This window comes from Pseudoalteromonas sp. 1181_04, assembly GCF_052850545.1.
The window spans coordinates 12,276-37,336 of record NZ_VXCS01000032.1 but is presented as its reverse complement, the minus strand read 5'-3'; the positions used below and the strand labels follow the sequence as shown (position 1 = coordinate 37,336).

At 40.6% G+C, this 25,061-nt stretch carries 20 protein-coding genes; 11 read left to right on the top strand and 9 right to left on the bottom strand.

The window, feature by feature from the left end; translation table 11 throughout:
* The first annotated feature begins 340 nt into the window (after positions 1–340).
* Together FW757_RS20590 and FW757_RS20585 are read left to right on the top strand one after the other, a co-directional pair.
* Positions 341–1,081, top strand: coding sequence for a copper homeostasis protein CutC (locus FW757_RS20590; RefSeq protein ID WP_182831151.1), 741 nt, complete (start codon positions 341–343; stop codon positions 1,079–1,081).
* Positions 1,074–1,949 (top strand): BadF/BadG/BcrA/BcrD ATPase family protein, encoded by an 876-nt coding sequence (locus tag FW757_RS20585; protein ID WP_182718788.1) that lies wholly within the window; start codon positions 1,074–1,076, stop codon positions 1,947–1,949. Before FW757_RS20590 ends, FW757_RS20585 begins: the two co-directional genes overlap by 8 nt.
* Here the strand turns inward: FW757_RS20585 and FW757_RS20580 are convergent.
* Positions 1,946–2,671, bottom strand: coding sequence for an AraC family transcriptional regulator (locus FW757_RS20580; RefSeq protein WP_182718797.1), 726 nt, complete (start codon positions 2,669–2,671; stop codon positions 1,946–1,948). The two genes, FW757_RS20585 and FW757_RS20580, sit on opposite strands and share 4 nt — an antisense overlap.
* A gap of 163 nt (positions 2,672–2,834) precedes the next feature.
* Between FW757_RS20580 and FW757_RS20575 the strand changes: the two genes are divergently transcribed.
* The 7 genes from FW757_RS20575 (at position 2,835) to FW757_RS20545 (ending at position 10,404) form a co-directional block, all read left to right on the top strand.
* Positions 2,835–3,995, top strand: coding sequence for a Gfo/Idh/MocA family protein (locus FW757_RS20575; RefSeq protein WP_446441634.1), 1,161 nt, complete (start codon positions 2,835–2,837; stop codon positions 3,993–3,995).
* Positions 3,996–3,998: 3 nt separating this feature from the next.
* On the top strand, positions 3,999–5,051 hold the full coding sequence (locus tag FW757_RS20570; protein WP_182718786.1) for a sugar phosphate isomerase/epimerase family protein: 1,053 nt from the start codon (positions 3,999–4,001) through the stop codon (positions 5,049–5,051).
* Positions 5,052–5,069: 18 nt separating this feature from the next.
* Complete coding sequence (locus FW757_RS20565) at positions 5,070–6,284, top strand: MFS transporter (protein WP_182718785.1); 1,215 nt, start codon at positions 5,070–5,072, stop codon at positions 6,282–6,284.
* Positions 6,285–6,320: 36 nt separating this feature from the next.
* On the top strand, positions 6,321–7,013 hold the full coding sequence (locus FW757_RS20560) for a 3-keto-disaccharide hydrolase (RefSeq protein ID WP_182718784.1): 693 nt from the start codon (positions 6,321–6,323) through the stop codon (positions 7,011–7,013).
* A 2-nt stretch (positions 7,014–7,015) separates the two neighbouring features.
* Positions 7,016–8,695, top strand: coding sequence for a GMC family oxidoreductase (locus tag FW757_RS20555; RefSeq protein ID WP_182718783.1), 1,680 nt, complete (start codon positions 7,016–7,018; stop codon positions 8,693–8,695).
* Between the two features lies 1 nt (position 8,696).
* Entirely contained in the window at positions 8,697–9,458 is a 762-nt protein-coding gene (locus tag FW757_RS20550) for a gluconate 2-dehydrogenase subunit 3 family protein (protein ID WP_145235681.1), read from the top strand.
* Between the two features lie 73 nt (positions 9,459–9,531).
* A complete protein-coding gene (locus FW757_RS20545; RefSeq protein ID WP_182718782.1) occupies positions 9,532–10,404 on the top strand; it encodes a sugar phosphate isomerase/epimerase family protein in 873 nt (290 codons plus the stop codon).
* 84 nt (positions 10,405–10,488) lie between these two features.
* On the opposite strand, the gene rnd is transcribed toward FW757_RS20545, so the two are convergent.
* The 3 genes from rnd to FW757_RS20530 form a co-directional block, all read right to left on the bottom strand.
* On the bottom strand, positions 10,489–11,619 hold the full coding sequence (gene rnd, locus FW757_RS20540) for a ribonuclease D (RefSeq protein WP_182718781.1): 1,131 nt from the start codon (positions 11,617–11,619) through the stop codon (positions 10,489–10,491).
* Between the two features lie 49 nt (positions 11,620–11,668).
* Complete coding sequence (fadD, locus tag FW757_RS20535) at positions 11,669–13,321, bottom strand: long-chain-fatty-acid--CoA ligase FadD (RefSeq protein WP_145235691.1); 1,653 nt, start codon at positions 13,319–13,321, stop codon at positions 11,669–11,671.
* 120 nt (positions 13,322–13,441) lie between these two features.
* Complete coding sequence (locus FW757_RS20530) at positions 13,442–14,293, bottom strand: alpha/beta fold hydrolase (protein WP_145236301.1); 852 nt, start codon at positions 14,291–14,293, stop codon at positions 13,442–13,444.
* 100 nt (positions 14,294–14,393) lie between these two features.
* Between FW757_RS20530 and FW757_RS20525 the strand changes: the two genes are divergently transcribed.
* Positions 14,394–15,683: an alkaline phosphatase gene (locus FW757_RS20525; protein WP_182718780.1), complete on the top strand. Its 1,290-nt coding sequence runs from the start codon at positions 14,394–14,396 to the stop codon at positions 15,681–15,683.
* A gap of 169 nt (positions 15,684–15,852) precedes the next feature.
* Here FW757_RS20525 and FW757_RS20520 read toward each other — a convergent pair whose 3' ends face one another.
* The 5 genes from FW757_RS20520 to FW757_RS20500 all read right to left on the bottom strand — a co-directional run bounded on the left by FW757_RS20520 (position 15,853) and on the right by FW757_RS20500 (position 23,142).
* Positions 15,853–16,182: a hypothetical protein gene (locus FW757_RS20520; RefSeq protein WP_149980212.1), complete on the bottom strand. Its 330-nt coding sequence runs from the start codon at positions 16,180–16,182 to the stop codon at positions 15,853–15,855.
* Positions 16,183–16,257: 75 nt separating this feature from the next.
* Positions 16,258–16,968 carry a tRNA (adenosine(37)-N6)-threonylcarbamoyltransferase complex dimerization subunit type 1 TsaB gene (gene tsaB, locus FW757_RS20515; protein WP_182718779.1) on the bottom strand — a complete coding sequence of 237 codons (711 nt, stop codon included), beginning with the start codon at positions 16,966–16,968 and terminating at the stop codon, positions 16,258–16,260.
* A gap of 13 nt (positions 16,969–16,981) precedes the next feature.
* The gene (locus FW757_RS20510; protein ID WP_220491309.1) at positions 16,982–18,808 is read right to left on the bottom strand and encodes an ATP-dependent DNA helicase; all 1,827 of its coding nucleotides are present in this window, start codon (positions 18,806–18,808) and stop codon (positions 16,982–16,984) included.
* A gap of 191 nt (positions 18,809–18,999) precedes the next feature.
* On the bottom strand, positions 19,000–20,865 hold the full coding sequence (locus FW757_RS20505; RefSeq protein ID WP_182767958.1) for a M28 family metallopeptidase: 1,866 nt from the start codon (positions 20,863–20,865) through the stop codon (positions 19,000–19,002).
* A gap of 90 nt (positions 20,866–20,955) precedes the next feature.
* Positions 20,956–23,142, bottom strand: coding sequence for a M4 family metallopeptidase (locus FW757_RS20500; RefSeq protein WP_446441633.1), 2,187 nt, complete (start codon positions 23,140–23,142; stop codon positions 20,956–20,958).
* Between the two features lie 585 nt (positions 23,143–23,727).
* On the opposite strand from FW757_RS20500, the gene FW757_RS20495 reads away from it, so the two are divergent.
* Positions 23,728–25,008, top strand: coding sequence for a cation:proton antiporter (locus tag FW757_RS20495; protein ID WP_182718776.1), 1,281 nt, complete (start codon positions 23,728–23,730; stop codon positions 25,006–25,008).
* The last annotated feature ends 53 nt before the right edge of the window (positions 25,009–25,061 follow it).

Below are 25,061 nucleotides of genomic sequence, written 5' to 3'. Positions count from 1 at the left end.
TAATCCCTGTGGGTAAACCTTAAGGCATTTCAGAACTGGGTTAATATCTTGTTAAACTGCTTTTCAAGAATAGGGTTCTGTCGAAAAAAGTGATAATAGAAATTCGGTTGCCTCTAGGACAAAATCGGCGTTAAGGTTAAAAAAAGATCCAATCAGTGCTGAGCTAGTTTATAGTCATCAATTTAAATTAATGGCATATAAAAACACTTTTCATATTCATGAAATGTAAAAAATAAAAATAAACAACTGATTTATAAATAAGTTTTATTTATTCTGATAGTATCAACTATTATTAAATATTTTATTGTTAACAACATCGCTGGTATTTTGGAACGAAACAATGCGTAAAAATTTAGAAGTCTGTTTAAACGCAGATGATCATATTCAGTTAGCTGATAATGTAAAAACCGCATTTACAGCTGGCGCCTCTAGAATTGAACTTTGCAGCACAATGCAACTTGAAGGTCTCACTCCAAGTGCAACAGCAATGACTATCGCAGCTCATGCAATGCCCTCAGAAGGCGAGTTGCTTATCATGATACGACCTGTTGCGAATCAATTTATTGTTGATGCAACAATACTGAAGCTAATGCTTACACAAATAGCACACGCGGCGCACGCAGGTGCTACCGGTGTTGTTTTTGGTGCGCTAAACGCCAATGACGTTGATATCGCAGCTACCACATCGCTTATTGCCTGCGCACATAAATATAATTTAGCAACGACATTTCATCGCGCTTTTGATTGTATAGAAGACAGCGAACAGGCAATTGGCCTATTAACTGAACTGGGCATTGATCGTATCCTCACAAATGGCACTAAATGGACTGATGATAAAGGCGTTATGCAAGGTCTTAATCATTTACAAACAATCATTAGCCACGCCAATGATCAGATAGAAATTGTTATTGGTGGTGGCGTAACCACTGATAATGCAAGTACACTTTGGCAACTTGCCAACAATAATTTAGTGTCACTACATGCCTACTCCGGCGTACACAACAAGGATGGCTGGGTGGATCCGTTATTAATTAACGCAATTTTAAATCAACGAACTAACGAGCAGGCTAAAAATGACTAACCACTTTCAACCGCCGCTGTATTTAGGTATTGATGGCGGCGGTACAAAATGCCGAGTCAGGCTTGAAAACGCACAAGGCACCCTACTTGCAGAGGCAGTAAGCGGTGCAGCAAATATTGCAACCTCTGTTGAAGTGGCGCAGCAATCCATTATTGATGCAACAACACACGCATTACAACAGGCTGGTTTAGGGCTATCAACACTTGGGGCAATTTATGCCTATGCAGGACTCGCTGGCGCTGGCATTGCCGGTGCAAATAAAAAGATGGCACAGTGGCAGCATCCATTTGCACAATTTAACTTTTCAACTGACTTACACATAGCCTGCCAAGGTGCCCATGGTGATAACAGTGGTGCGATTATTATTTTAGGCACTGGCTTTTGTGCTGGAGCAATAAAAAACGGTAACGTTATTGAATTAGGAGGCCATGGATTATTATTAAGTGATGGCGCAAGCGGAGGCTGGATTGGTTTAACTTTATTTCGTTATGCATTAGAGGTTTTAGATGGCTTATCCCCCTCAAGCCCATTAATAAATACCTTATTGGCACAGCTTAATTGTGATACAAGTAACCAGCTGACAGAATTAGCACTCAATGCAAAACCCGCTTACTTTGCCGGTTTTGCGCCTTTAGTTTTCGCAATGCAAGATGATCCTTGGACCATTATTATTTTAGAGCAAGCAGCGCGCTATATTACCCGTTATATCGATCATTTAGTTAGCCACGGCTATCACAACATTACATTAATGGGAGGCACAGCCGAGAAAATTACTCCTTGGTTATCTACCAAAGCACAAGGTTATCTATGTGATGCGCATTACCTGCCCGAGCAAGGCGCTATTCAATTAGCCAAACGGCTGGCTTAGGGCTCAATTTGGTCGCGCATTTGCGAGGGGATCTCACCAAATAAGCGTCTGAATTGTTTACTAAAATAGCTAGGCTCAGAAAAACCGCATTGATAGGCTATTTGTGAAATAGGTAAACGAGTTTCAACAAGTAGCTTACGTGCGTTTTCTAAACGTATTTCATTAATAAATTGATTAGGTGTTTTTGCTAAATGTTTTTTAAAACGCCGCTCTAACGCACTTACCGATAAATGAGCAAGCTCGGCAAGTTCTTCAATACAGATATTACGATGATAGTGTTCACGTATATAATTTACTGGCCCTTCAATCGCTCTTACATGCGACAAAGCCTTTGATGTTTTTTGTAAATGTCGTGTAACGCCATAGGTGCCCAGTATTTGACCATCGTCAGCTAAAATTGCTTTTTTGGACGTTGAAAACCAGGCCAATTCACCATTTGAGGTTTGGTTTAGCTCCAAACGATCAGTAACAACATAGCCATTCATTACACGTTTATCGTCATTGACGTATTGAAATGCTAAGTGCTTGGATGAAAAATCAAAATCAGTTTTCAGTAAAATTTGCTCTAATGACTTATACCCTTGATGTTCAATAAAATGTTGATTTGCGTACAGAATTCGACTATCAGAATCCTTCACCCAGAACAAAATATCGGGTAATAAATCAAATGCCGCGATCAGTTGATTTACACCCGCTTTATTTATGATCCCTTGCACTTCCATAATAATATATTCTATAAATATGAATTTATAATAATACATAAAACGCCGATTTTATTGCATTGTCAACCGAATTTTTATTATCCCTTACGCTGTTCATTCTCTATTATCAATAACATGATATTAACTAAACTCAGTAGACGATTACTGACATGGAGCTTTTTTCATGAATAATGCCAAAATCCGCATGGGGATGGTCGGTGGTGCACAAGGTGCATTTATTGGTGCAATCCATCGCATTGCTGCACGCTTAGATGGCTTAATTGAGTTAGTCGCAGGCTCCTTTAGTTCAGATCCAACACGCAGCCAAGCTACTGCTGCAATGCTAGGAATAAATCCAACTCGTTGCTATGACAGCTACCAACAAATGTTTAGCGAAGAAGCTAAGTTACCTGCCGATCAACGAATTGATTTTGTGGCAATAGTGACGCCAAATCATTTGCATTTCCCAATTGCAAAGTGTGCGATTGAAGCAGGTTTTCACGTTTTATCAGATAAACCAGCCACCCTAAATTTAGAACAAGCGCTGTTATTAGAAAAAACTCTGCAAGCCAGTGATTGTTTATACGGATTAACTCATACCTACACTGGTTATCCGATGATCAAAGAAGCACGCCAACGTATTACTGATGGCGAGCTGGGCGCTATTCGTAAAATTATTGTTGAGTACACTCAAGGTTGGCTTGCCACCAGCGAAGATGAAAATGCCAAACAAGCCAAATGGCGTTTAGATGCTGATAAGGCCGGTATTAGTTGTTGTATAGCTGATATAGGGGTGCATGCTGCAAATCTAGCTGAATACGTGAGCGGCCTAGAAATCACCGCACTATGCGCTGACTTAAATCATGTTGTTGCAGGCAGAACACTCGATGACGATGGCACCGTTTTACTGCGCTTTAACAACAACTCTAAGGGAGTTCTTCTTGCCAGCCAAGTTGCATTAGGAGAAGAAAACAATCTTAATTTGCGTATTTATGGCGATCAAGCAAGTCTTGAGTGGTCACAAATGGAACCAAATAGTTTGTGGCTCAAAAGTCATAACGCGCCAACCACCCTATTACGTGCAGGTGTTGGCCTAAAAAGTACTGCGGCACAAAATTCACTGCGAACACCTGCAGGTCATCCAGAAGGATACCTTGAAGCATTTGCCAATATCTATGTCAATTTTGCAAAACAAATTCACGCAAAAAAAGCAGGATACTCAGCATCTAACCATGACTTTGACGTGCCTGGTATTAAAGAAGCAATTCGCGGAATGGCATTTATAGAAAATGCTGTAGCAGCGTCGAGCAAAGACACTAAGTGGCAACCATTTAAAATTGGATAAAAAATGAAACAAATTAAAGGTCCAGCGATCTTCTTAGCACAATTTATCAGCGATGAAGCTCCTTTCAACAGCTTTACCACTATTTGTCAGTGGGCAGCAAATTTAGGCTATAAAGCTATTCAGCTACCGACTGCAAATTCTCGTATTTTCGATTTAGAAAAAGCAGCCCAAAGCCAAGATTATTGCGATGAAGTGACTAGTATTGCTGCGCAGGCGGGGCTTACAATTTCAGAGTTATCAACTCATTTACAAGGGCAGCTCGTAGCCGTTCATCCGGCATATGATGACATGTTTGACAATTTTGCCCCTCAAGCACTACGCGGTGATCCTATAGCCAGAACTAAATGGGCCATCAATCAGTTAATGATGGCCGCTAAAGCCAGTAAAAATTTGGGCTTAAAAAGCCATGTGACTTTTTCAGGAGCGCTACTTTGGCATACTTTTTACCCTTGGCCGCAGCGTCCAAAAGGACTGGTAGAGCAAGGATTCCAAGAACTTGCGAAACGCTGGCTGCCAATCCTCGACTACTTTGATGAAATGGATGTGGATGTTTGCTATGAACTTCACCCAGGGGAAGATTTACATGATGGCGTAACGTTTGAGCGCTTTTTAGCTGCGACAAATAATCATCCACGGGTAAATATTCTTTATGATCCCAGCCATTTTATTTTACAACAACTTGATTACTTAGAATTTATTGATATTTATCACCATCGTATTAAAGCATTTCACGTCAAAGATGCAGAGTTTAATCCAAATGGTCGCAGCGGTATTTATGGTGGCTATCAAGATTGGCAAGACCGCCCTGGTCGGTTTCGCTCCTTAGGTGATGGCCAAATTGATTTCAAAAGTATCTTTAGCAAATTAACGCAATATGGTTTTGATGGCTGGGCAGTTCTAGAGTGGGAGTGTTGCATTAAACATCCTGAAGATGGGGCGAAAGAAGGCGCACAATTTATAAAAGAGCATTTGATCCGCCCTACGGCTAAAGCATTTGATGACTTTAGCGCAATGGACACAAATGATCAGCGAAATAAGCGGATATTAGGTATTTAATAAACAGGGTCACACACAATGAATAACAACAATAATGGTATTATTTTTCGGCTTTGCTGCATTGCATTAATTGTCACATCAATGACTTTCGCAATAAGGGCTGGCGTTTTAGGACAACTAGGCGAGCAGTTCGGCCTCACTGGTACACAACTAGGTTGGGTAAATGCCATGGCATTTTTAGGGTTTCCGGTTGCAACCATGCTCGGGGGCATCATTTATAACGCGATTGGTGCTAAAAAGTTGGTTGCATTAGCGTTTATTTGCCACCTAGGCGGACTTATTTTAACTATCACTGCAGATGGTTTTTGGGGATTATTGATCTCGACCTTTTTAATTGGCTTTGCCAATGGATCGGTTGAAGCCGGTTGTAATCCACTGATCGCCCAAATGTATCCTAAAAACACCACCACTATGTTAAACCGCTTTCATGTTTGGTTTCCTGGCGGGATCGTAATTGGTGCATTAGCTTCAAATGCAATGACATCCGCTAGCTTCAGCTGGCAATGGCAAGTTTCGCTGATCCTTGTGCCCACCATTATTTATGGTGCGATGATGCTTAAAGCTCAATTTCCACAGTTTGATACACAGCAAAATTCAACCACCAGCAACTTAAAACACTTACTCTCGCCGCTGTATTTGTTTCTCATTATTTGCATGACACTGACAGCAGTCACCGAATTTGGCACACAGCAATGGATTGAGCAAATCCTTGGCTCGTCAGGCGCTTCGCCTATGGTTATTTTAGCTTTGATCACCGGATTGATGGCATTAGGTCGGTTTTTTGCGGGCCCGATTGTGCACCGCTTTAGTCCATCGGGTGTCCTACTGGGCTCAGCCATTTTTTCAACACTAGGGATATTTTTAATGAGCCAAGCGCAAGGTAATACCATCTACCTTGCCGCAGCACTATTTGCCGTTGGCGTTACTTATTTTTGGCCAACCATGATCGGTTGTGTCGCTGAGTATGCCCCAAAAACAGGTGCACTTGGCATGTCGTTAATTGGTGGAGCTGGCATGTTTGCAATGAGCATCTGGAACCCCGTCATAGGCCATTGGATTGATAATGCGCGAACACAAGCACAAACAACTAGTGTCAGTGTAGAACAAGTTGAAGTGCTCGCAGGACAAGCTGTATTACAAAATCTACTGGTTTTTCCGATTGTCCTGATCATTGTATTTATTGGTCTTCATCTGTTTATAACAAAAAATAAAAACGTTGAAAAATACGTTTAATAGCAACAAGTAACACACAAAAATAAGGGGTATTATATGCTTAAATCAATCTCTGTGTTGTCAATTGCACTGGCTTTTAGTAGCAGTGCTTTTGCCAAGACACCCGATAACCAACTTTCTAAAGAAGAACAAACAGCTGGCTGGCAATTACTGTTCGATGGCAAAGATATGTCGCACTGGCGCAATTTCAAAAGTGAGACACTCAGCCCCAAATGGACCATAGACAATGGCGCAATGTTACTCACTAAAGGCGGCGGCGACATACTCACTAAAAAAGTCTATCGCAATTTTGACTTGAAACTAGATTGGAAAATTAGTGAAGTTGGCAATAGTGGCATTTTTGTTCTAGCCGATGAGTTGGGTAAATATATTTACTCGCACGCCCCTGAAATCCAAATTATAGATAACGAACGTCATTCAGATACGAAAATAGATTCTCATTTATCTGGCTCTATTTATGATTTATTTACGCCACCTACTTCAGCTCACAAACCTGCAACTGAGTGGAACACGGTGCGTATTAGAATGCTTAATGACCATTTACAAGTTTGGCAAAATGATGTCAACACTGCCAGTATTGTTGTGGGCAGTAGTACTTGGAATACCTTGGTTAAAAACAGTAAATTTGCAACTTGGTCTAACTTCGCAACAGCAAAGGAAGGTCGCATAGGTTTACAGGATCATGGTGACAAAGTGTGGTTTAAAAATATAAAAATTAAGGAACTATAAGCATGTCTACATTTGATCATAAAGTACTGGTTGTTGGCTCCGGCGCAGGTGGCGCAATGGCCGCTTATACCTTAACTAAACTAGGCCATAAAGTATTATTACTGGAAGCGGGGCGTGATTACGATCCAAAAAAAGAAAGCCCAATGTTTCGCCGTAACAGTGAAGCTCCTTTAATGGGCGCAGGAAATAAAGACAAAAACTTTGGCTTTTACGATGCAACCGTCGATGGTGGCTGGCAAGTTCCTGATGAGCCTTACACTAACGCCAAAGGCACTGATTTTTACTGGTGGCGTGCACGCATGTTAGGTGGAAGAACTAATCACTGGGGACGTTACTCATTACGCTTTAGTGAACATGATTTTAAAGGTAAAAGCCAAGATGGCAACGGCGCAGATTGGCCTTTCACTTATGATGATATCGCACCATGGTACGACATCACGGAAGAACTAGTGGGTATTTGCGGCACCAATACCGGCCTTGATGATATGCCGCCATCTGCACCTGGGGTATTACAGCCACCACCAACGCCGCGAATTCCTGAGTTACTGATTGCTGCCAGTGCGAAAAAACTGGGTATCGCAGCCGTACCTATGCACAGAGCAGTATTAACTCGGCCAAAAGATGATCGTATGGCATGCTTTTATGCAACACCTTGTGGCCATGGTTGCTCAATCGGCGCGGCGTTTCAAACTACAACCTCATTATTACCTATGGCAAAAGCAACTGGGAATTTAGAAATAATTACTGATGCAATGGTTAAATCAGTCGCTGTTAATGATGACGGTAAAGTAACGGGTGTAACTTATATAGATAAGCAAACCGTAGCTGAAAAAACACTGACAGCAGATATCGTGATCCTTGCTGCTAGTGCCTGCGAATCCGCACGAATTTTGCTAAATTCAAAACACGCCAAGCATCCCAAAGGTTTAGCTAACTCAAGTGGCCAAGTAGGTCGTAACTTAATGGATTCAACCGGTGCTTGGCTTGGTGCGCAAGTTCCAGCATTAAAAGGTCGCCCACGTTATAACGAAGATGGCCACACTGGGAACCATTTATTTATTCCTTGGTGGGGACACAAAGCACATGCCAAAGGTGAGCTTGATTTTCCTCGTGGTTATCACTTTGAGATCAGTAGCGGTTTTAATCAACCTGGCTCTGGAGTCTCTGGCGATAAACGTGGTTATGGTATTGAACTAAAACAACAAGTTCGTGATGCCTACGGATCTTATGTTGGCTTTGCGCTGCGCGGAGAAATGCTCCCCAACGATGATACCTACATGGAAATTGATGAAAATGTTAAAGATAAATGGGGCATTCCGGTTTCGAAATTTCATTTCAAATGGTCAGATCGTGAGCTAAAACAAATTGAGCACGGCTTAAAAACAGCGAAACAGATCCTTGAAAATCTAGGGGCTACTGTGGGCAAATTACCTGCTGCTGAAAAAGCAATTTCAAAAGGTGGTGAGATCATTCATGAAGTAGGCACCACTCGCATGGGCAGCTCAGCAAAGGATTCAGTGACCAATCAATGGGGCCAAACATGGGATTGCGACAACTTATTTGTGATGGATGCAGGGGTATTTGCCTCTAATCCACATAAAAATTGCACATTAACCATCATGACATTGGCAATGCGTAATTCAACCTGGATAGCCAAACAAATAGAACAAGGAGCGCTGTAACATGCATAATGAAGATCGTGTTGACTCATACAAATATATTTCCGGCATGACACGTCGTGAATCGTTAAAGTGGCTTGGTTTATTAGCCGCAGGTTCCGCCGTATCACTTTCAGCAGGATGTAGTAAAGCGTTAGAAGAGAAAATTAGTGATAAAGGACATTGGCCTGACTTAGATTTACAACCTATAACAGCTAAAGGTTATGGCACTGATCCAAATATGGTTATGCCACCACAATCACCTTGGCCATTGACATTAACTCAAGCACAATTAAATTTAGTTGCGGTGTTAGCCGATTATATCGTGCCTAGCGAAGGTAACAACCCAAGTGCAACTGAGGTAAATGTACCGAGTGTGATTGATGAGTGGGTAAGCTCACCTTATAACGGTCAACAAAAAGACCGCGTTACTATTTTACACGGCTTAGCATGGATCGATGATGAGGCTGTGCTGCGTTATAAAGCACCATTTGTCGCATTGAAAAAAGAGCAACAAACAGCCATCTTAAATGATATTGCTTATTTTGATGATGAAACCCCTGCGCAGTTTCAACGCATTGGTAATGCTTTTTTACGCTTTAAAAACCTTGTACTTGGTGCCTACTTTTGTACACCGCAAGGTTGTAAAGATATTGGCTATTTAGGCAATGTGCCTATTGCAGGCGATTACCCAGGACCTACTGACGAAGCAAAAGCCCATTTAGATAGCGTTTTAGCTGAACTGGGTTTGACCGAGTATGCTTATCAAGATTCAGTTGCCAGTTAACGCTAAGTTATTTTTTAGCTAGCCCAGCCCTAAGCAGGGAGCAATTCCCTGTTTTTCCTCCTAGGTGTTTTTTATGTTCAAAATCAAATCATTATTTAATTATGTTATTTCAATTCTGTTTATTTTTTGTGTTTTAAACTCGCTGTCTATCTATGCAAAAACAAGCAAACAACTACTCCCCGTTAGTGTTCAGCTTTGGTCTGTTAAAGATGCCTTAAAAGCGGATTTTGATGGCACCCTTTCATCTATTGCTGATATGGGCTTTCAAGGTGTGGAATTTGCAGGTGACTTTGGGCCTTATAAGAACAATCCAAGTGCACTGAAGGACAAACTCGCGAAGCTAAATTTAGTCGCTAGTAGCGCACATATCGGCTTTGACTCCTTAACGGATGACACCTTAGCAGACACATTATTGTTTTATAAAACCCTTGGTGTCTCGATTTTATTTGTACCTTGGGATGAAAGAGCTTGGCACCCACAAGGAATTACCTCTCTGACCGAACAACTCGTTCAGGTTAATGAAATCGCTCAGCGCTATGCTATGCACATCGGTTTTCACAACCATAATAAGGAGTTTAATCAATTCCAAAACGCGACATACTGGGACGCTATTGCCAGTAATACGCCAAATACCCTGCCACTGCAGCTTGATATAGGTTGGGTACATTATGCAGGAAAAGATCCTGAATATTTCATTAAAAAATACCCAGGACGAACCCTGGCAACCCACTTAAAAGTTCGCACCCATCCTAACGATGGCTTAAGTCCTATATTAGGTGAAAATGATTATCCATGGCAAAAAATAATAGAAACATTGATTGTTGATGGCGCCACTCAGTGGCTAGTCGTAGAGCAGGAAGAATACCCGAATGGGTTAACACCAATGCAAAGCGTGGCTAAATCTAAAGTTAATTTAGATAAGATCCTCGCTAAAATGGGCGAATAAAGTAACTTTCGCCCTCCTCTGACACAAACAGTAGGGACTAACAACAGTACATTAACTATCTTAGTCCCTATGAACTCTTAATAATTATACATCCCACTCTTTCAGTGTGTATTTTAAGTATTCATAACGCCATGAGTTAAGTAAATCGGGCTTTGGAGTCTGTTCACGCTCAGCGCTGGTTAACTTCCAATTCCAACTGATCAACTGGTTGATTTGCTTTTTAGATGCAAATACATCTTCTGGAATGCCCTGTTTTTTAGCAACTGCAGTGATTTTTTGTTTAATTTCTTTGGCTACTTTTTTATAACTTGGAAAGTCAATAAGTCGTCTTAGTGGCTCAGGAAAATCTGCAACAGGGATCACTTTAGCTTTTTCAATACACTTTAAGATTTCAACGCCCGAGCGGTTAACTTCGATGCTATCGACTTCTGGGACATTACGCATTGCAGTTAAACTCGTTGGTTTGCGTTTTGCCAATTCAACCAAGCAATGCTCTTTTAATACAAAGTTAAGCGCTAAATTTTTGCGTATCGCTTTGTTACGACGCCAAGCCGAAAGCTCTCTTAATACAGCAAGATCCGCAGGTTTTAATTGCCAAGCATTTTTAATGTCTCGATACAGATGTTCATCCGGTGTTTGATAAGCCCGTTTTTGTGCAATCAACTCACTTTCATTGATCACAATATCAAAGAAACCAGCGTCGTTGATTTGTTCAATAATAATTTTAAAGCACGGTAATAAATGAAATACATCAGCTGCAGCGTAATCGAGTTGTTTAATTGTTAGCGGACGCTGTAGCCAATTGGTCCGTGATTCGCTTTTGTCGATTTCAATATCGAGTAAATTTTTTACCATATGAGCAAAGCCCATGCAGTTGCCATTGCCTAATAATTGCAAGGCAAACTGGCTATCAAATAAGGGAGCAGGTACGAAGCCGGCGTATTTTTGAAATACTTCAATATCTTCCGACGGTGAATGCAAGACTTTTAACACCGCAGGATCACGTAAAATCTGCCAAAAATCAAACAATGATAGCTCGGCTAGCGGATCGATTAATGCTAAATGTTCGCCGTCATAAACTTGAATAAGGGCAACTTCAGGATACAAAGTACGACGACGCATAAATTCTGTATCAATTGCTAAGATGGGTTTGTTACGGATCTGCTCTACAAACTCATTTAATTGATTTTGGGTTTGGATCAATTGATATTGCACTTAATCTCCTACAATAAAAAAGCCGACAAATGTCGGCTTTTTTAGCTTGCTAATCTTTCAAGGCTCGTCTGAGTATTTTGCCAACGTTTGTTTTTGGCAATTCATCCCTAAACTCAACCAGTTTTGGGACCTTGTAATTAGTTAAATTATCACGACAGTGTTTTATTATATCTTTTTCAGTCAAAGATGGGTCTTTTTTAACAATAAAAACTTTAACTTGTTCGCCGCTAACATCATGAGGGATACCAATTGCTGCTGCTTCTAAAACACCTTCATGCATTGCAATCACTTCTTCGATCTCATTTGGGAACACATTAAAGCCAGATACGATGATCATATCTTTTTTACGGTCAACAATATAAAAGAATCCTTCATCGTCATAAGTGGCTATATCCCCTGTGGCAAACCAACCATCTTGCAAACACTCAGCCGTTGCATCAGGACGATTATAATAACCAACCATCACTTGTGGACCTTTAACCCATAATTCGCCCGGCTCACCTTTGGCTGCTTCTTCACCATTATCTAACATCAACTTGATCTCAGTATTAGGTGCAGGTAAACCAATCGAACCATTGTATGAATCTAGATCATAAGGACTGACAGTAACTAATGGCGAACACTCAGTTAAACCATACCCTTCCATTAATTTGCTACTGGTGATCTTTTGCCATTTTTCAGCAACAGGTCGCTGTACAGCCATACCACCACCAAGGGACATTTTCAAACTTGAAAAATCAAGCTCGGCAAAACCCGGTGTGTTCAACAAACCATTAAATAATGTATTTACACCCGTGATCGCGGTGAATTTATGTTGGCCTAATTCTTTCACAAAGCCTTTCATATCACGCGGATTAGTGATCAATAAATTTAATCCGCCATACTTCATAAACGTTAAGCAGTTCGCTGTTAGTGCAAAGATATGATAAAGCGGTAAAGCAGTGACAACAACTTCTTTGCCACGTTCTAACACTTGATCTAAGCAACCAGAAACCTGCTCTAAGTTACCTACCATATTGCCATGGGTCAGCATCGCACCTTTAGAGACACCCGTTGTGCCACCGGTATATTGTAAAAAAGCAATATCAGATAAACACACTTCAGGTTTAATGTAATCTTTTTCGTTCGCTGCAAGTAAGGCTTCAAACTTAATGGGGTTAGGCAATGAATAGCTTGGCACCATTTTTTTAATATGCTTAACAACAAAGTTAACCAAGTGCTTTTTAAAGCCACCCACCATATCACCCACTTGGGTAACTACGATGTGTTTTACTTTAGTGTGCGGCAATGCTTTTTCAAGCGTGTCTGCAAAGTTAGCCAGTATAAAAATCGCTGATGTTTCTGAATCATTTAATTGATGTTCAAGCTCACGTACAGTGTAAAGCGGATTAACGTTAACTACGACACAACCGGCACGTAAAATACCGAGTATTGAAACAGGTGTTTGTAATAAATTTGGCATCATTACAGCCACTTTATCGCCTTTTTTCAATCCCAGCTCTTTTTGAATATACACAGCAACACGTTTTGTTGCTTGGTCTATTTCATCATAGCTCAATGTTTTACCCATATTGGTAAAAGCAGGCAAGTCTTTGTAGTCAGTGAAGCTTTTTTCAAACACTTCTAACAACGAGTTGTAGTGCTCAGGATCGATTGTTTCAGGCATACCCTCTGGGTAGCGCTTCAGCCAAATTTTGTCCACTCTTAGCTCCTGTTCTATTTATAATTTATTTTTATTAAACCTTAAACTAAGTAAGGCAATTTCACAATTGAGCAATCACTCTAATTCGCAAATATTCCCACATTTTGTGCAAATATACAATTAACATGCACCAGTTTGCAGCATAAAGGCATGAATCTGCTGTAAACACTGCTCAGGGCTTTGCATATGACAGTGGTGGCCACCTTCAACTTCATTTACTATTAAGCTTTTGTAATAATTAGCATATTTATTTAAATTATCACTAATAAATTGATACCCTTCACTGCCTAGAATTAATTGGCACGGCACATTTATTTCGCTTATTACCGCTATGCATTGTTGCTCATCAAATCTAAAACCTGAATGATTTTTAAGCTTTGGATCAGTTCTTAGCAGCCATCCTTGTTCAGTTTCTCGTATATTTCTGTCCATCAAAAGTGCTATTAAATCCAAAGGTAAGTCACTTTGTACCGCCCGTGCTTGGTGTATTATTTGTTTTGACTCGTACTGTCGGGGTGCTTTTTTATTTACACGACGTCGATTCAAAATTGCATTTCTAAGCTGCTCGACCACTTTTTTACTGGGTGTTGTGACAACTCCCAGTCCTTCTATCATAGTGACCGTATTTACTTTATCAGGAAAACAGCTGGCAAAAAGACCAGCGGCCATTGCGCCCATAGAATGACCAACCAAGTGTACTTTATTAACCCCAAGTTGCTCGATTAAGTTATAAATATCATCAATGTAATCAATGAAATAATAGTGTGCATCGCTTCCACGCCAATCTGATAAACCATGTCCAGGAAAGTCCACACAATACCAAGTTGCAGTTAAGGTGTTATGTTCTAACATGGGTAAAAAACTATGACAATTATCAAGCCAACCATGTAATGCAATGACAACCTCTTTTCCTTGCCCAAATGTTAGGCCATGAAGTGTTAATGCGCCACTTTGAACTGAAAATGGATGCACTGCGTAATTCCCCTTTGTTTTTAGTTTGTTTAACGTAAAAGACATTTATTTATACTACATTGCGTATACAATGGCACTACATAATAAACAGGGTACAAAGATGAAGAAACAAATAAGCCTCTTGGCATTATTATGCTCAGCAAGTGCATACGCAGAGCAAGCACCAAAAAACATAATTTATATGATTGGTGATGGCATGGGCCCCGCTTATACTACAGCATATCGCTACTTTAAAGATGATCCGTCGACCAAAGAAATTGAAGGTACGGTGTTTGATACAATTCTTAAAGGTATGGCACATACTTACCCTGACGACCATACCTATGTAACTGACAGTGCTGCTGGCGCAACAGCTTTGAGCTCCGGCCATAAAAGCTATAATGGTGCAATTGCAGTTGATACCGATAAAAAACCGGTAAAAACCATGCTCGAAATTGCCAAACAAAAAGGCATGATCACCGCATTAGTTGCAACCTCACAAATCAATCATGCCACGCCTGCAAGCTTCGCTGCACATAATGAATCTCGTCGTAACTACGATGAAATTGCCAATGATTACATTGATAATAAAATTGCCGGAAAACTTCCCGTTGATTTAATGCTCGGTGGCGGTACTAAATATTACATCCGCGAAGACCGTAATTTAGTTGCAGAATTTAAGCAAGCGGGCTATCAATACAGTGATGACTTTAGTGCGTTAAAAGATATTAAGCAAATTCCTGCGCTGGGATTATTTGCTCCAGTTGGGCTTGACTTTGCGTTAGATAATAACCCAACACGCTTAGCAAAAATGACCAATAAAGCGCTTGAGTTACTTGATGAAAATGACAAAAATGGCTTTTTCGTGATGATCGAAGGCAGCCAAATTGATTGGTGTGGCCATGCCAATGATATTGCCTGTGCAATGGCGGAAATGGATGATTTTGCTAAATCAATCGAGCAAGCAAAAGCGTACGTTGATAAAAACCCGGATACCTTATTGGTGATCACCGCAGATCACTCAACAGGTGGTTTAACATTAGGTGCGCATGGTCAATATAAATGGGAAACCGAGGTAGTAAAAGGCGTGAAAGCCACAGCCGTTAAATTAACTAAATTAATGTCAGAGTCTGATGATTTAAAAGCCATTTGGACTGCTAACACGAATATAGAATACACTCCCGAAAACCAGATCAAGCTTGAACAAGCAAAAAAATTAGGTGATAAACCACTTAATCTTGCCATTAAAGATATTATCAGTAGAGCCAGTTTCACCGGTTGGACTACCGGCGGTCACACTGCTATTGATGTACAAGTATTTGCCTATGGTAAAGGTGCTGATAAATTTATCGGCTCACAAAACAATACTGATATTGCCGATAAACTGATCGGCTTTATTGAACAGCAGTAATGTTTAATTGGCATGTTGCTTTTCCTGAGGGGAGAGGCTAACTGCAACATTAAAGGTTAATTATAAAAAGCCCAGTCATAACGTATCTGGGCTTTTTTTAATCACAGCTGGAGGTAAACTTTTGCCAAATACAAGCACATCAACACAGAGTTAAATTACTGTCTAATTGTTAAGCGTAAATGTCCACACCAATTAAGTTTTGTACTTCAGCTCGGCGTTCTAAATTAGCAAACTCGGTGTAGGTTGAAATAGCACGACTTACTTTGGCTGTCGGTTGGTCATAAATCGTTTGTCGGTAACTAGGTTGGGCAGTATCACTTTGTAACTTATCAGCCAGCGCAATACCTGCTTGGCTTGATTTAACAAACTCCGCAGACTGTTTATTATCAGCAGCAGATTGCTCCAATAAACCCTGAGGTTTATTAGTGTTGATCTGTCTTGAGGTAATTTTACCGGGTATGTCTCCCGAGTAAAACCCTGAGCCAATAGGTAGATTCAAAGTTGCGTCTCGTTACTTAGGTTATTAAATTATGTGCCAAATTTAATAACCTTGCAAGTTGCTTTATTAATCAGTTTATTCGCGTCCAGGTAATTTTTTCCAGGTTACTGTATCACGTACATATTTAGGTTGAGCTTGCGCAGCACTGACCGTACGTTGCGCACTGAAATCATCGCTAATTGTAGCCAACATAAAACCGGCATCAGGTAATATGATGTCGTTATTGATAGCTATTTGTGGGTTATCTGCCAGTGCCTCAGGGTATGTTTGCCAGCCAGTGCCCACTGCAATCCCTGGTTCGTCTGCAAGAGATAATAATGCGGGTTTTAATACTTGTTCGTCACCTTGTAAGGTCATCACACCATTATCACTGAGTCTATAATGGGCAAAATATATTTCTCCCATACGCGCATCAATAGCACTAAATACACTTTTTTCACCGGTTTGTTGATAAGCTTGCTGCGCCATCATTTGCAGCGTTGACACACCAACTAGTGGCAGTTTACATGCATAAGCTAAGCCTTGCGCAATGGCGACACTTATACGCACGCCAGTGAAACTACCTGGGCCTTGGCCAAAACCAATAACATCTAAATCAGTTAAACGGCAATTTGCCTTAGCTAACAACTGATCAACCAACGGTAAGATTTTTTGACTATGCTGTTGCGGGCATACTTCAAAATGGTGAAATAACTGACCATTATAATTGAGCACTAAAGACAATGCTTCGGTAGAAGCGTCAAATGCTAATAGATTAATATCACTAGTACTGATTGCGTTATTCATGGTAATTATTTCTCTAGTTAATGTGTTCTAAAAATTCACTGGCCACTTGAAGGCTTCGTGTGCGGCGCATCGGCGGCAAGCTTTTTAAAAAGACTTGGCCGTATTGGCGTGTCACTAAACGGTTATCGCAAATCACCAACACCCCTTTATCCTTACTATCGCGGATCAGTCGTCCAACGCCTTGTTTTAGTGCAATCACCGCTTGTGGCAATTGAATATAAGCAAAAGGATCATGTCCTTGTAATTGCGCATCTTGCATTTTAGCTTGGAGCAGTGGATCATCGGGTGCTGCAAAGGGTAACTTATCAATAATAACACAACTGAGTGTGCTACCTCTGACATCAACTCCTTCCCAAAACGACGCAGTACCTAATAATACGGCATTACCATGGCGGGTAAATTTTTCTAAAATAATACGTTTAGACATTTGCCCTTGCATATAAATAGGATAATCAATCTGCGTACTTAGCCCTTCGGCGACTAAATGCATCATCCGATAGCTGGTAAACAATACAAAGCAGCGCCCTTTTGCTGCTTTAATTAAATCGAGGGTAAGCTTAACAATCGCATGAGGCATATTCGCTGCATGTGTTTCAGGCAAATAACGCGGTAAACATAATAAGGCTTGCTGATAATAATCAAACGGACTATCAACCATCATACTTTTGGCAGGCTTAAGGCCTAGGCTTGCGTTAAAATGATCAAGTGCATTATCGACAGATAGAGTCGCTGAGGTGAATACAAAGCCAGCCCCCGTGTCTGCCATCATTTGCGCAAATTTAACTGATACGTTAAGCGGAGTTATATGTACGGTTAAATAGCGGCGTGTTGTTTCATACCAATAACTGTTACCTGTTTGGCTTATATCAAACACCCGTTCTAATTGCCCTTTAAAAGCTAAGGTACGCTCAAATGGGTGTTCTATTTTATCGCTACGGTCTAAACAATGTTTGAGTACTTGATACAAAAAGTCTAAATCGCTGATCACCCTATGTAACGCGGCGCAAATTTCTTTACTTGCCAGCATTTGTCGCCAATCACCTCGGCTACCATCTAAGCCAAATTGTAAGCGCAAGTCTGCAACACTGGTTTCAAGCTTATTTAAGGTTTTACCAAGTTGCAACATATCCGGAATGTCAGAGCGATAAATTGCTCGTAAATCATTAATTAAGTCCACCAGCTTTTTAGTGCTGATACTCTCACCAAAGTAATCACTGGCAATTTCACTTAATTGGTGTGCTTCATCAAATATATAGGCATCAGCTGTGGGAATGAGTTCAGCAAAGCCGGTATCTTTTACCGCCATGTCTGCAAAAAACAAATGATGGTTAACCACTACTATATCGGCATCCATCGCTTTTAAGCGGGCTTTGCGAATATAGCAATCTTGAAAATCAGGACACTCTTTACCTAAGCAGTTATCTGCAGTGGAGCTTACATAAGGTAATACTTTGGCATCTTCTTCGATACCAATACAATCAGCCAGATCACCGGTGTGCGTTTCACTGGCAAATTTAGCCACCATGGCCAATTGATGCATCACATCAGAATCATCGGTCGGTACATGGGCAACATGCTGATTAAGCCGATAAGTACATAGATAGTTACTGCGCCCTTTTAGCAGCGCGGTTTTTTTACTCGCACTAAGCGCTTTGACTAATTGTGGTAAATCACGGTGATATAATTGTTCTTGCAGCGCTTTCGTGCCGGTTGAAATTATTGTTTTACCTTTAGACTTTAGCGCAGGGGCTAAATAAGCGTAGGTTTTACCTGTACCAGTGCCCGCTTCAACCACTAATTGCGAGCGGTTTTTTAATGCATCACTCACCGCAACCGCCATATCGATCTGCGGTTGGCGAGGCGTATAACCATCTAGAGATTGCGCTAACGGGCCTGCTGCACTAAAAAGCTGTTTGATAATAACGATCGCTTTGCTAAAAATAATAGCGGGATTTTACGTAAGCATAGCCCCAAGGGCAAGTGAATACGCAAAGCAAATAGCAAAGGAGCAATGCCCCTTTGCTATTGTTATTATTGTGCGTTGATCGTTAAAGTAATACCACTTGCCGCAGTGTAACCTTGTAAATCAATATACCAAGCACCAGCTTGGGGATTGCTAATAGTACAGCTTTCATTATTACCATTTTTATAAGGTCGACATTGATATGTTGACGTTGATGACGGCGAACCAAAATTCACATACAGATCAGCATCCCCGCTACCACCTAAAATAGAAATATTTAACGACGCGTAACCCGCACTGATATTTTGACTAAAGCGAGTCCAACCTCCTGTTGCCACACTGACATTCGTCTCGGTACGATTAATCGGTGTCGGTACATTATTGTCACCATCATAACTACCCGTTAAGGAAACACCGGTAATAGCGCTCCATGCTTCAACCATGACATGATATGTACCTGATTGTATATTACTAATAGCGCATGCTTCATTACTGTTTGAATTAGTGCTGTTACAGTCAAAGTCTTGTAAAGTAGGCGGTGCGCCAAACTTAACGTATAGATCAGCATCGCCACTGCCACCTGCTGTAGTAAAGTTTAAATTACTACTTCCTGCAGGGACTGCTAAGGTATAAAAAACTTGCTCTTTAGCAAGCGCATTAATTCCAGACACTGTGACACCATTTTCCAGTTCATTGTCAGTGGGTGGTACTTCATAGCCGGCATTTTTAGCCATTTCAGCTAAGTAGCTCACCGCAAGCTTGGCAAATTTACTCGCATGATCGGCATCAAAATTACTGTCGTTTGCTGTATGGATTAGCGGGTTAATATCAGCCATGCGCGACTCAAATGGCATTGAGGCGGCAAAGCCCTGCTGATACCACGAAGCATGATCTGAACAGCCATAACCACACTGATCAAAACCATAACTTAGGGTGGGTAAATAAGTATCGATCAATTGTCCCAAAAACTGATTTTGGCCGCTGTTAGTATAATCTGTCATCATCACAATATCATCGCTACTGCCATGATTACCGGTCATATCAAATTGCACCATACCTACCACATTTTTGCCCTGTGATTTATACGCCGTTGCAATCGCTTTTGAACCTCGCAGCCCTACTTCTTCAGCTGCAAAACCCATAATTTGGATTGTTCTTTGTGGTTGATAGTTATTATCTACGATTGCCCGAAGCACTTCCGACAAGACCGCAATACCGGAGGCATTATCATCCGCCCCGGGCGCTCTGCCATTACTAGGATTTGATTGATTAATTGAATCTAAATGACCGCCAACAATTACTATTTCATCCGCTTTTTCGCTGCCTTGAATAGTCACAATTACAGATGATTGCGACCAACTATGGCTAAAGTAATCAACACTAATATCAGCGCGGTTGCTCGCTAACTGTTGCCAATAATCTTTTAACCATTGAGATGCATCAACTCCACTTTGTACTGAGTAATAGCGATTATTAAAAGCACTCAACGAATTAACGGTATTGGTTAGATCATTAGGACTAATGTTATTGATCAGTGTCTGTACCGTTTGCGCATTATCTATTGTGTAGTTAATAGCCAAGCTGTTGATTGACTGATTCTGTACTTTAGCTAATTGCTCAGTATAAAGCTGCGCCTCAAGCAATGATTCATGTGCTACAAAGCCACCGCAGCGATGGTAATTGTCGTGCATAAATTCACTTAAATTAGCCACTTCAGTCTGTTTAATACGCATAAAATTAATAGAAGATAAGCTGGATGCTTGTGGAGCGAGGAGCTCGGTACTGTGTTTATGAGCTGTTTGGTTTAATTTGTAATGTTTAGCTGCTACAGGGTCAATACTTACCCAAATACTGTCAGGCTCTTGTGCTATTACCAGCTGACTTACCAATAATGACACAGTGCCAAGCAGGACGCTTGGTGCAAAGATATTCATAACAGTTTCCTTTTTTTCTGTGTTTACCCAAATTCAGACTCTGAAAATATAAGGGTAAAAAAGGGAGCGAATGCTCCCTTAGGTGAGGGATTAGTTAGCCGTTATTGTTAACGTTACGCCACTTGCCGCACTGTAGCCTTGTAAATCAATATACCAAGTGCCCGCTTGTGGAGCAGTAATTTCGCAACTTTCGTTGTTACCATTTTTATATGGTCGACATTGATAAGACGATGTTGATGATGGCGAGCCAAAATTAACATACAAGTCTGCATCACCAGAACCACCCGCTATAGCAACATTCAATGTTGAATAACCTGCGCTTAGTTCTTGACTAAAACGAGTCCAACCACCTGAGCTAACACTTACATTAGTTTCAGTACGGTTTATTGGTGTAGTACCCGTATCACCGCCATCAAAACTCCCCGTGAGTGAAACGCCCGATATTTGGTTCCAGGCTTCAACCATTACATAGTAAGTACCTGCTTGAACATTGCTGATAGCACAGCTTTCAGTGCTGGTTGAAGTCGTGCTGTTACAATCAAAACTATTCAGTGTTGGTCTTTGCGCAAATTTTACATACAAGTCCGCATCACCACTGCCACCTACCGTGTTAAACTGCAAATTAGTGGCATTAGCTGGTACTTCTAAGGTAAAGAACAGTTGCTGTTTTTCTGTACCACTGATCCCAGTGCGTGGCACGCCATTGCTAAGTGGCTCGTCAATTGGTGGCTCTACTCCTCCACAACTACTACCAGGGCTTAAATTTGACGTTACACCCACTGCCGCAAGTGCGCTTTGTACATCATCTGGGCTGTAATCTAAATCACATGCCGCATCCATTACACCATTACCAGCCAAGTCCCAATTAGTACTAGCGGTCCAATATAATTGGTTTGCACGCGCCATAACCTCAAAAGCTTTTCTAGTATCCCAACCAGCTTTAGTTGCTAAGTTATAGAATGCTTTATTAAATACACCTGAGCTGTAATGTACATCCATCCCAGAATAATAACTCGATTGGTTATCAATTGAACTACCATCTTGGGTCGGGTTATTCATGTAACGCAATGCACCATTGCCTTTGAAAATTTCTTGGCCAACTAACCAATCATTAGTGCCTAGCATATAAAACTCGGCAGCTTCACCAGCCATATCAGAAAACGCTTCATTCAAGCCGCCCGATTTCCCACTGTATACAAGCCCTGAATTTTGTTCAGTAAAACCATGGCTAACTTCATGAGCAGAAACATCTAAACTAACTAATGGATAAAAGGTATTTTGACCATCACCAAAAGTCATTGCTGATCCGTCCCAAAAAGCATTTTCATAATTACTGCCGTAATGAACACGCATTTGCAATTGAAAAGACAGCGGAGGAGAACCAATCCAGTCGTTATACATATTAAAAATGACATTACCAAAGTAGTGCGCGTCATTTAATGGCGAATAAGCGCCATTTATTTCCTTAAAGGTGTTTTCGGGGCAAGTAAAGGAATACGCTGAAGAGCCACTGGTGCCACCATTTAAATTAATGGTTTTAACATTTGCGTTATTCATGGTGCAAGTGTTGCCTGATTGCGACACATCTAAACTACTAAAATCAGTTCCGTAAATGTACTTTCCTGTTTTTAAATTTCCACCAGGGCCTGTAGCATTGGCATGTTGAAGGTTATCAAAGCTATGCAAAACCTCACCAGAATTCGCATCAATGATCTGATAAGGTCGAGAAGGATTAGTACCATAAGTAACATACGATACTTCATACACTAAATGTGCGACATGTTGCGCATCAAGCCAAATCGCTAAACGCGATTGTTCATTGTGTTTTTTAAGACTTACTGATTTAGCCGCTGCGGGGGAGTTTTTTAACCCCTGTGTAATAGCCATTTTTTTACTGAGTTTTGGCATCACTGAGCTTATATCACTACTAATATCATATACAGCAGCACCATGAGCGCGTTTTAATTGGCCGTTATTATCAAACGTTAAACTCACAGTATCACCAATGACTGGTAATCCTTGATACTGTTGTTGATAACGGCGTGTCGTATCACCATTGTTACTTTTTACTTCTTTTAATACGACTAACTCATTGCCAGCATCTAAACCAACTAACTGCATTGGGCTTGCCATAAGTACCGATGACGCACTATTTTGCAAAGCTGTAGTTAGGGCTGCTTGTTCATTTAGATATTGTTTATTTGCAGCTACTGCACTTGATGCTTGCGTTACCGCAAGAGCAGCAAGTGTTGCTAATGTGATTTTAGATAAATTCACGTTTACGCTCCATTTAAGTTGTTATTTATTTAATATTTTTGTATTAAACCGGCACTACCCGTTCCCGATTCAAGTTCAGCCTATACTGCTTTCAGTGAAATTGAAAATGAAACAAAAAATTAACATTAAATAACAAAAAACCAAAACAGAAACATTTTAAAACAACAACTTAAACCAATATTGTTAATTAATCACTAACAAAACCCCGAAAAACTGTAAATAAATAATTACATTAAATTAACACATAGTTACATATCATTTGTTTTTATTATTGGTAATACATTAAATGTCATTGCTACTCGGCTCTATAATTAATTGGCAATAGGGCTACCGATATAGATAGCAAACTGCAAATGTTGACGACTAAAAAAAGAAGCTGTTGACGTTTAGAAGCTGTTCATACCTATAAAACTTCAAACAAAACCATCAATTAATTTCGCTGTCATTGCGTCAGTAGCATAAACGCCTATTAAAAGTGTAATTAACAGCATTATCGCGGTGACATTTGAAAGTCTCAGGAGTAACATACCTGCGCGAAAGTACATTCCTTTTTGCTCATTCCAATATATTATTTAAGGTCAAACAATGAATGCTTGGTACCTCATTTGTTTTTTATCTGCATTAGCGATTTTTATCGCATTTGCTAACCAGTATATCCTCAAAATGCAAACCACTATTGCCATAACAACTGGCTCAGTAGTGATTTCACTGTTATTAATACTCGCGGTAAAATTATTGGGCGATTCAACGGCACTGGAGATTACACAGATAGTCTCAAGTATCGATTTTAATCAATTATTACTCAAAGGCATGCTCGGTTTTTTACTGTTTGCAGGCGCATTGGAAATTAACCTTGCAGCACTCAAAAAACAACGTTTCGAAATTACCGTACTGGTGTTATTTTCGACCTTAGCTTCAACCTTTATCATTGGCTTTTTAAGCTTTTACTTATTTGCCGCGTTAGGCTTTGCGGTGCCTTTTATCTATTGTTTATTGTTTGGTGCATTAATAAGTCCAACCGATCCAATTGCAGTGCTTGCAATTATTAAACAAATGCGTGCCCCTGAAGGCATTTCTGTGCAAGTTGAAGGTGAATCATTATTTAATGACGGTATTGGTTTAGTTATTTTTACCACTATTTTTGCCGTGGCTTTTCTCGACACTGAAGCCAGTGCAGCAGGCATTGCAGAGCTATTCTTTGTCGACGCACTGGGAGGGATTGCATTTGGTTTAGTGATTGCGTTAGTGGGTCATTATCTGATCATCAACAGTCGTGATGTAAATATTCGCTTGTTACTAACCTTAACTATACCGACAGCAGGATTCGCCGCTGCCAATATATGGGAAATATCTGGCGCACTGGCGATGGTAACTAGCGGTATATTGTTAGGTAATATAACCCGTACTAAAGCGACAGAGCGCACCGGGCCTGAAGACACTCGCTACGTAAAAGACTTTTGGCACGCCACCGACAGCTTTTTGAATGCATTGTTATTTTTGATTATCGGGATGCTAATTGTCACTATGCCCATCAGCCTAGCTGAAATTGGTTTAGGACTACTAATGGTGCCTGCAGTATTACTTGCTCGCTTTATCAGTGTTGGCGCACCATTTGTGGTATTTAAGAAATTTAGAAAATACGACAAACACTCAGTTAAAATTTTAACCTGGGGCGGCCTACGCGGTGGCCTTGCTTTAGCAATGGCTGCGGCAATTCCTCGTGATCAGGTATTTGTGGGCGGCTCTGATTTACACAACCTGCTTGTTATTGTTACCTACGTTGTGGTGATATTTTCGATTATTGTGCAAGGGCTCACTATTTCGCCGTTAATTCACAGTAGCATTAGTGCCAAACAACAAAACTAACATTTAAACTTACTTCTGGCGCCGCAAGCTAATGCTTACGGTGCTAGAATTAG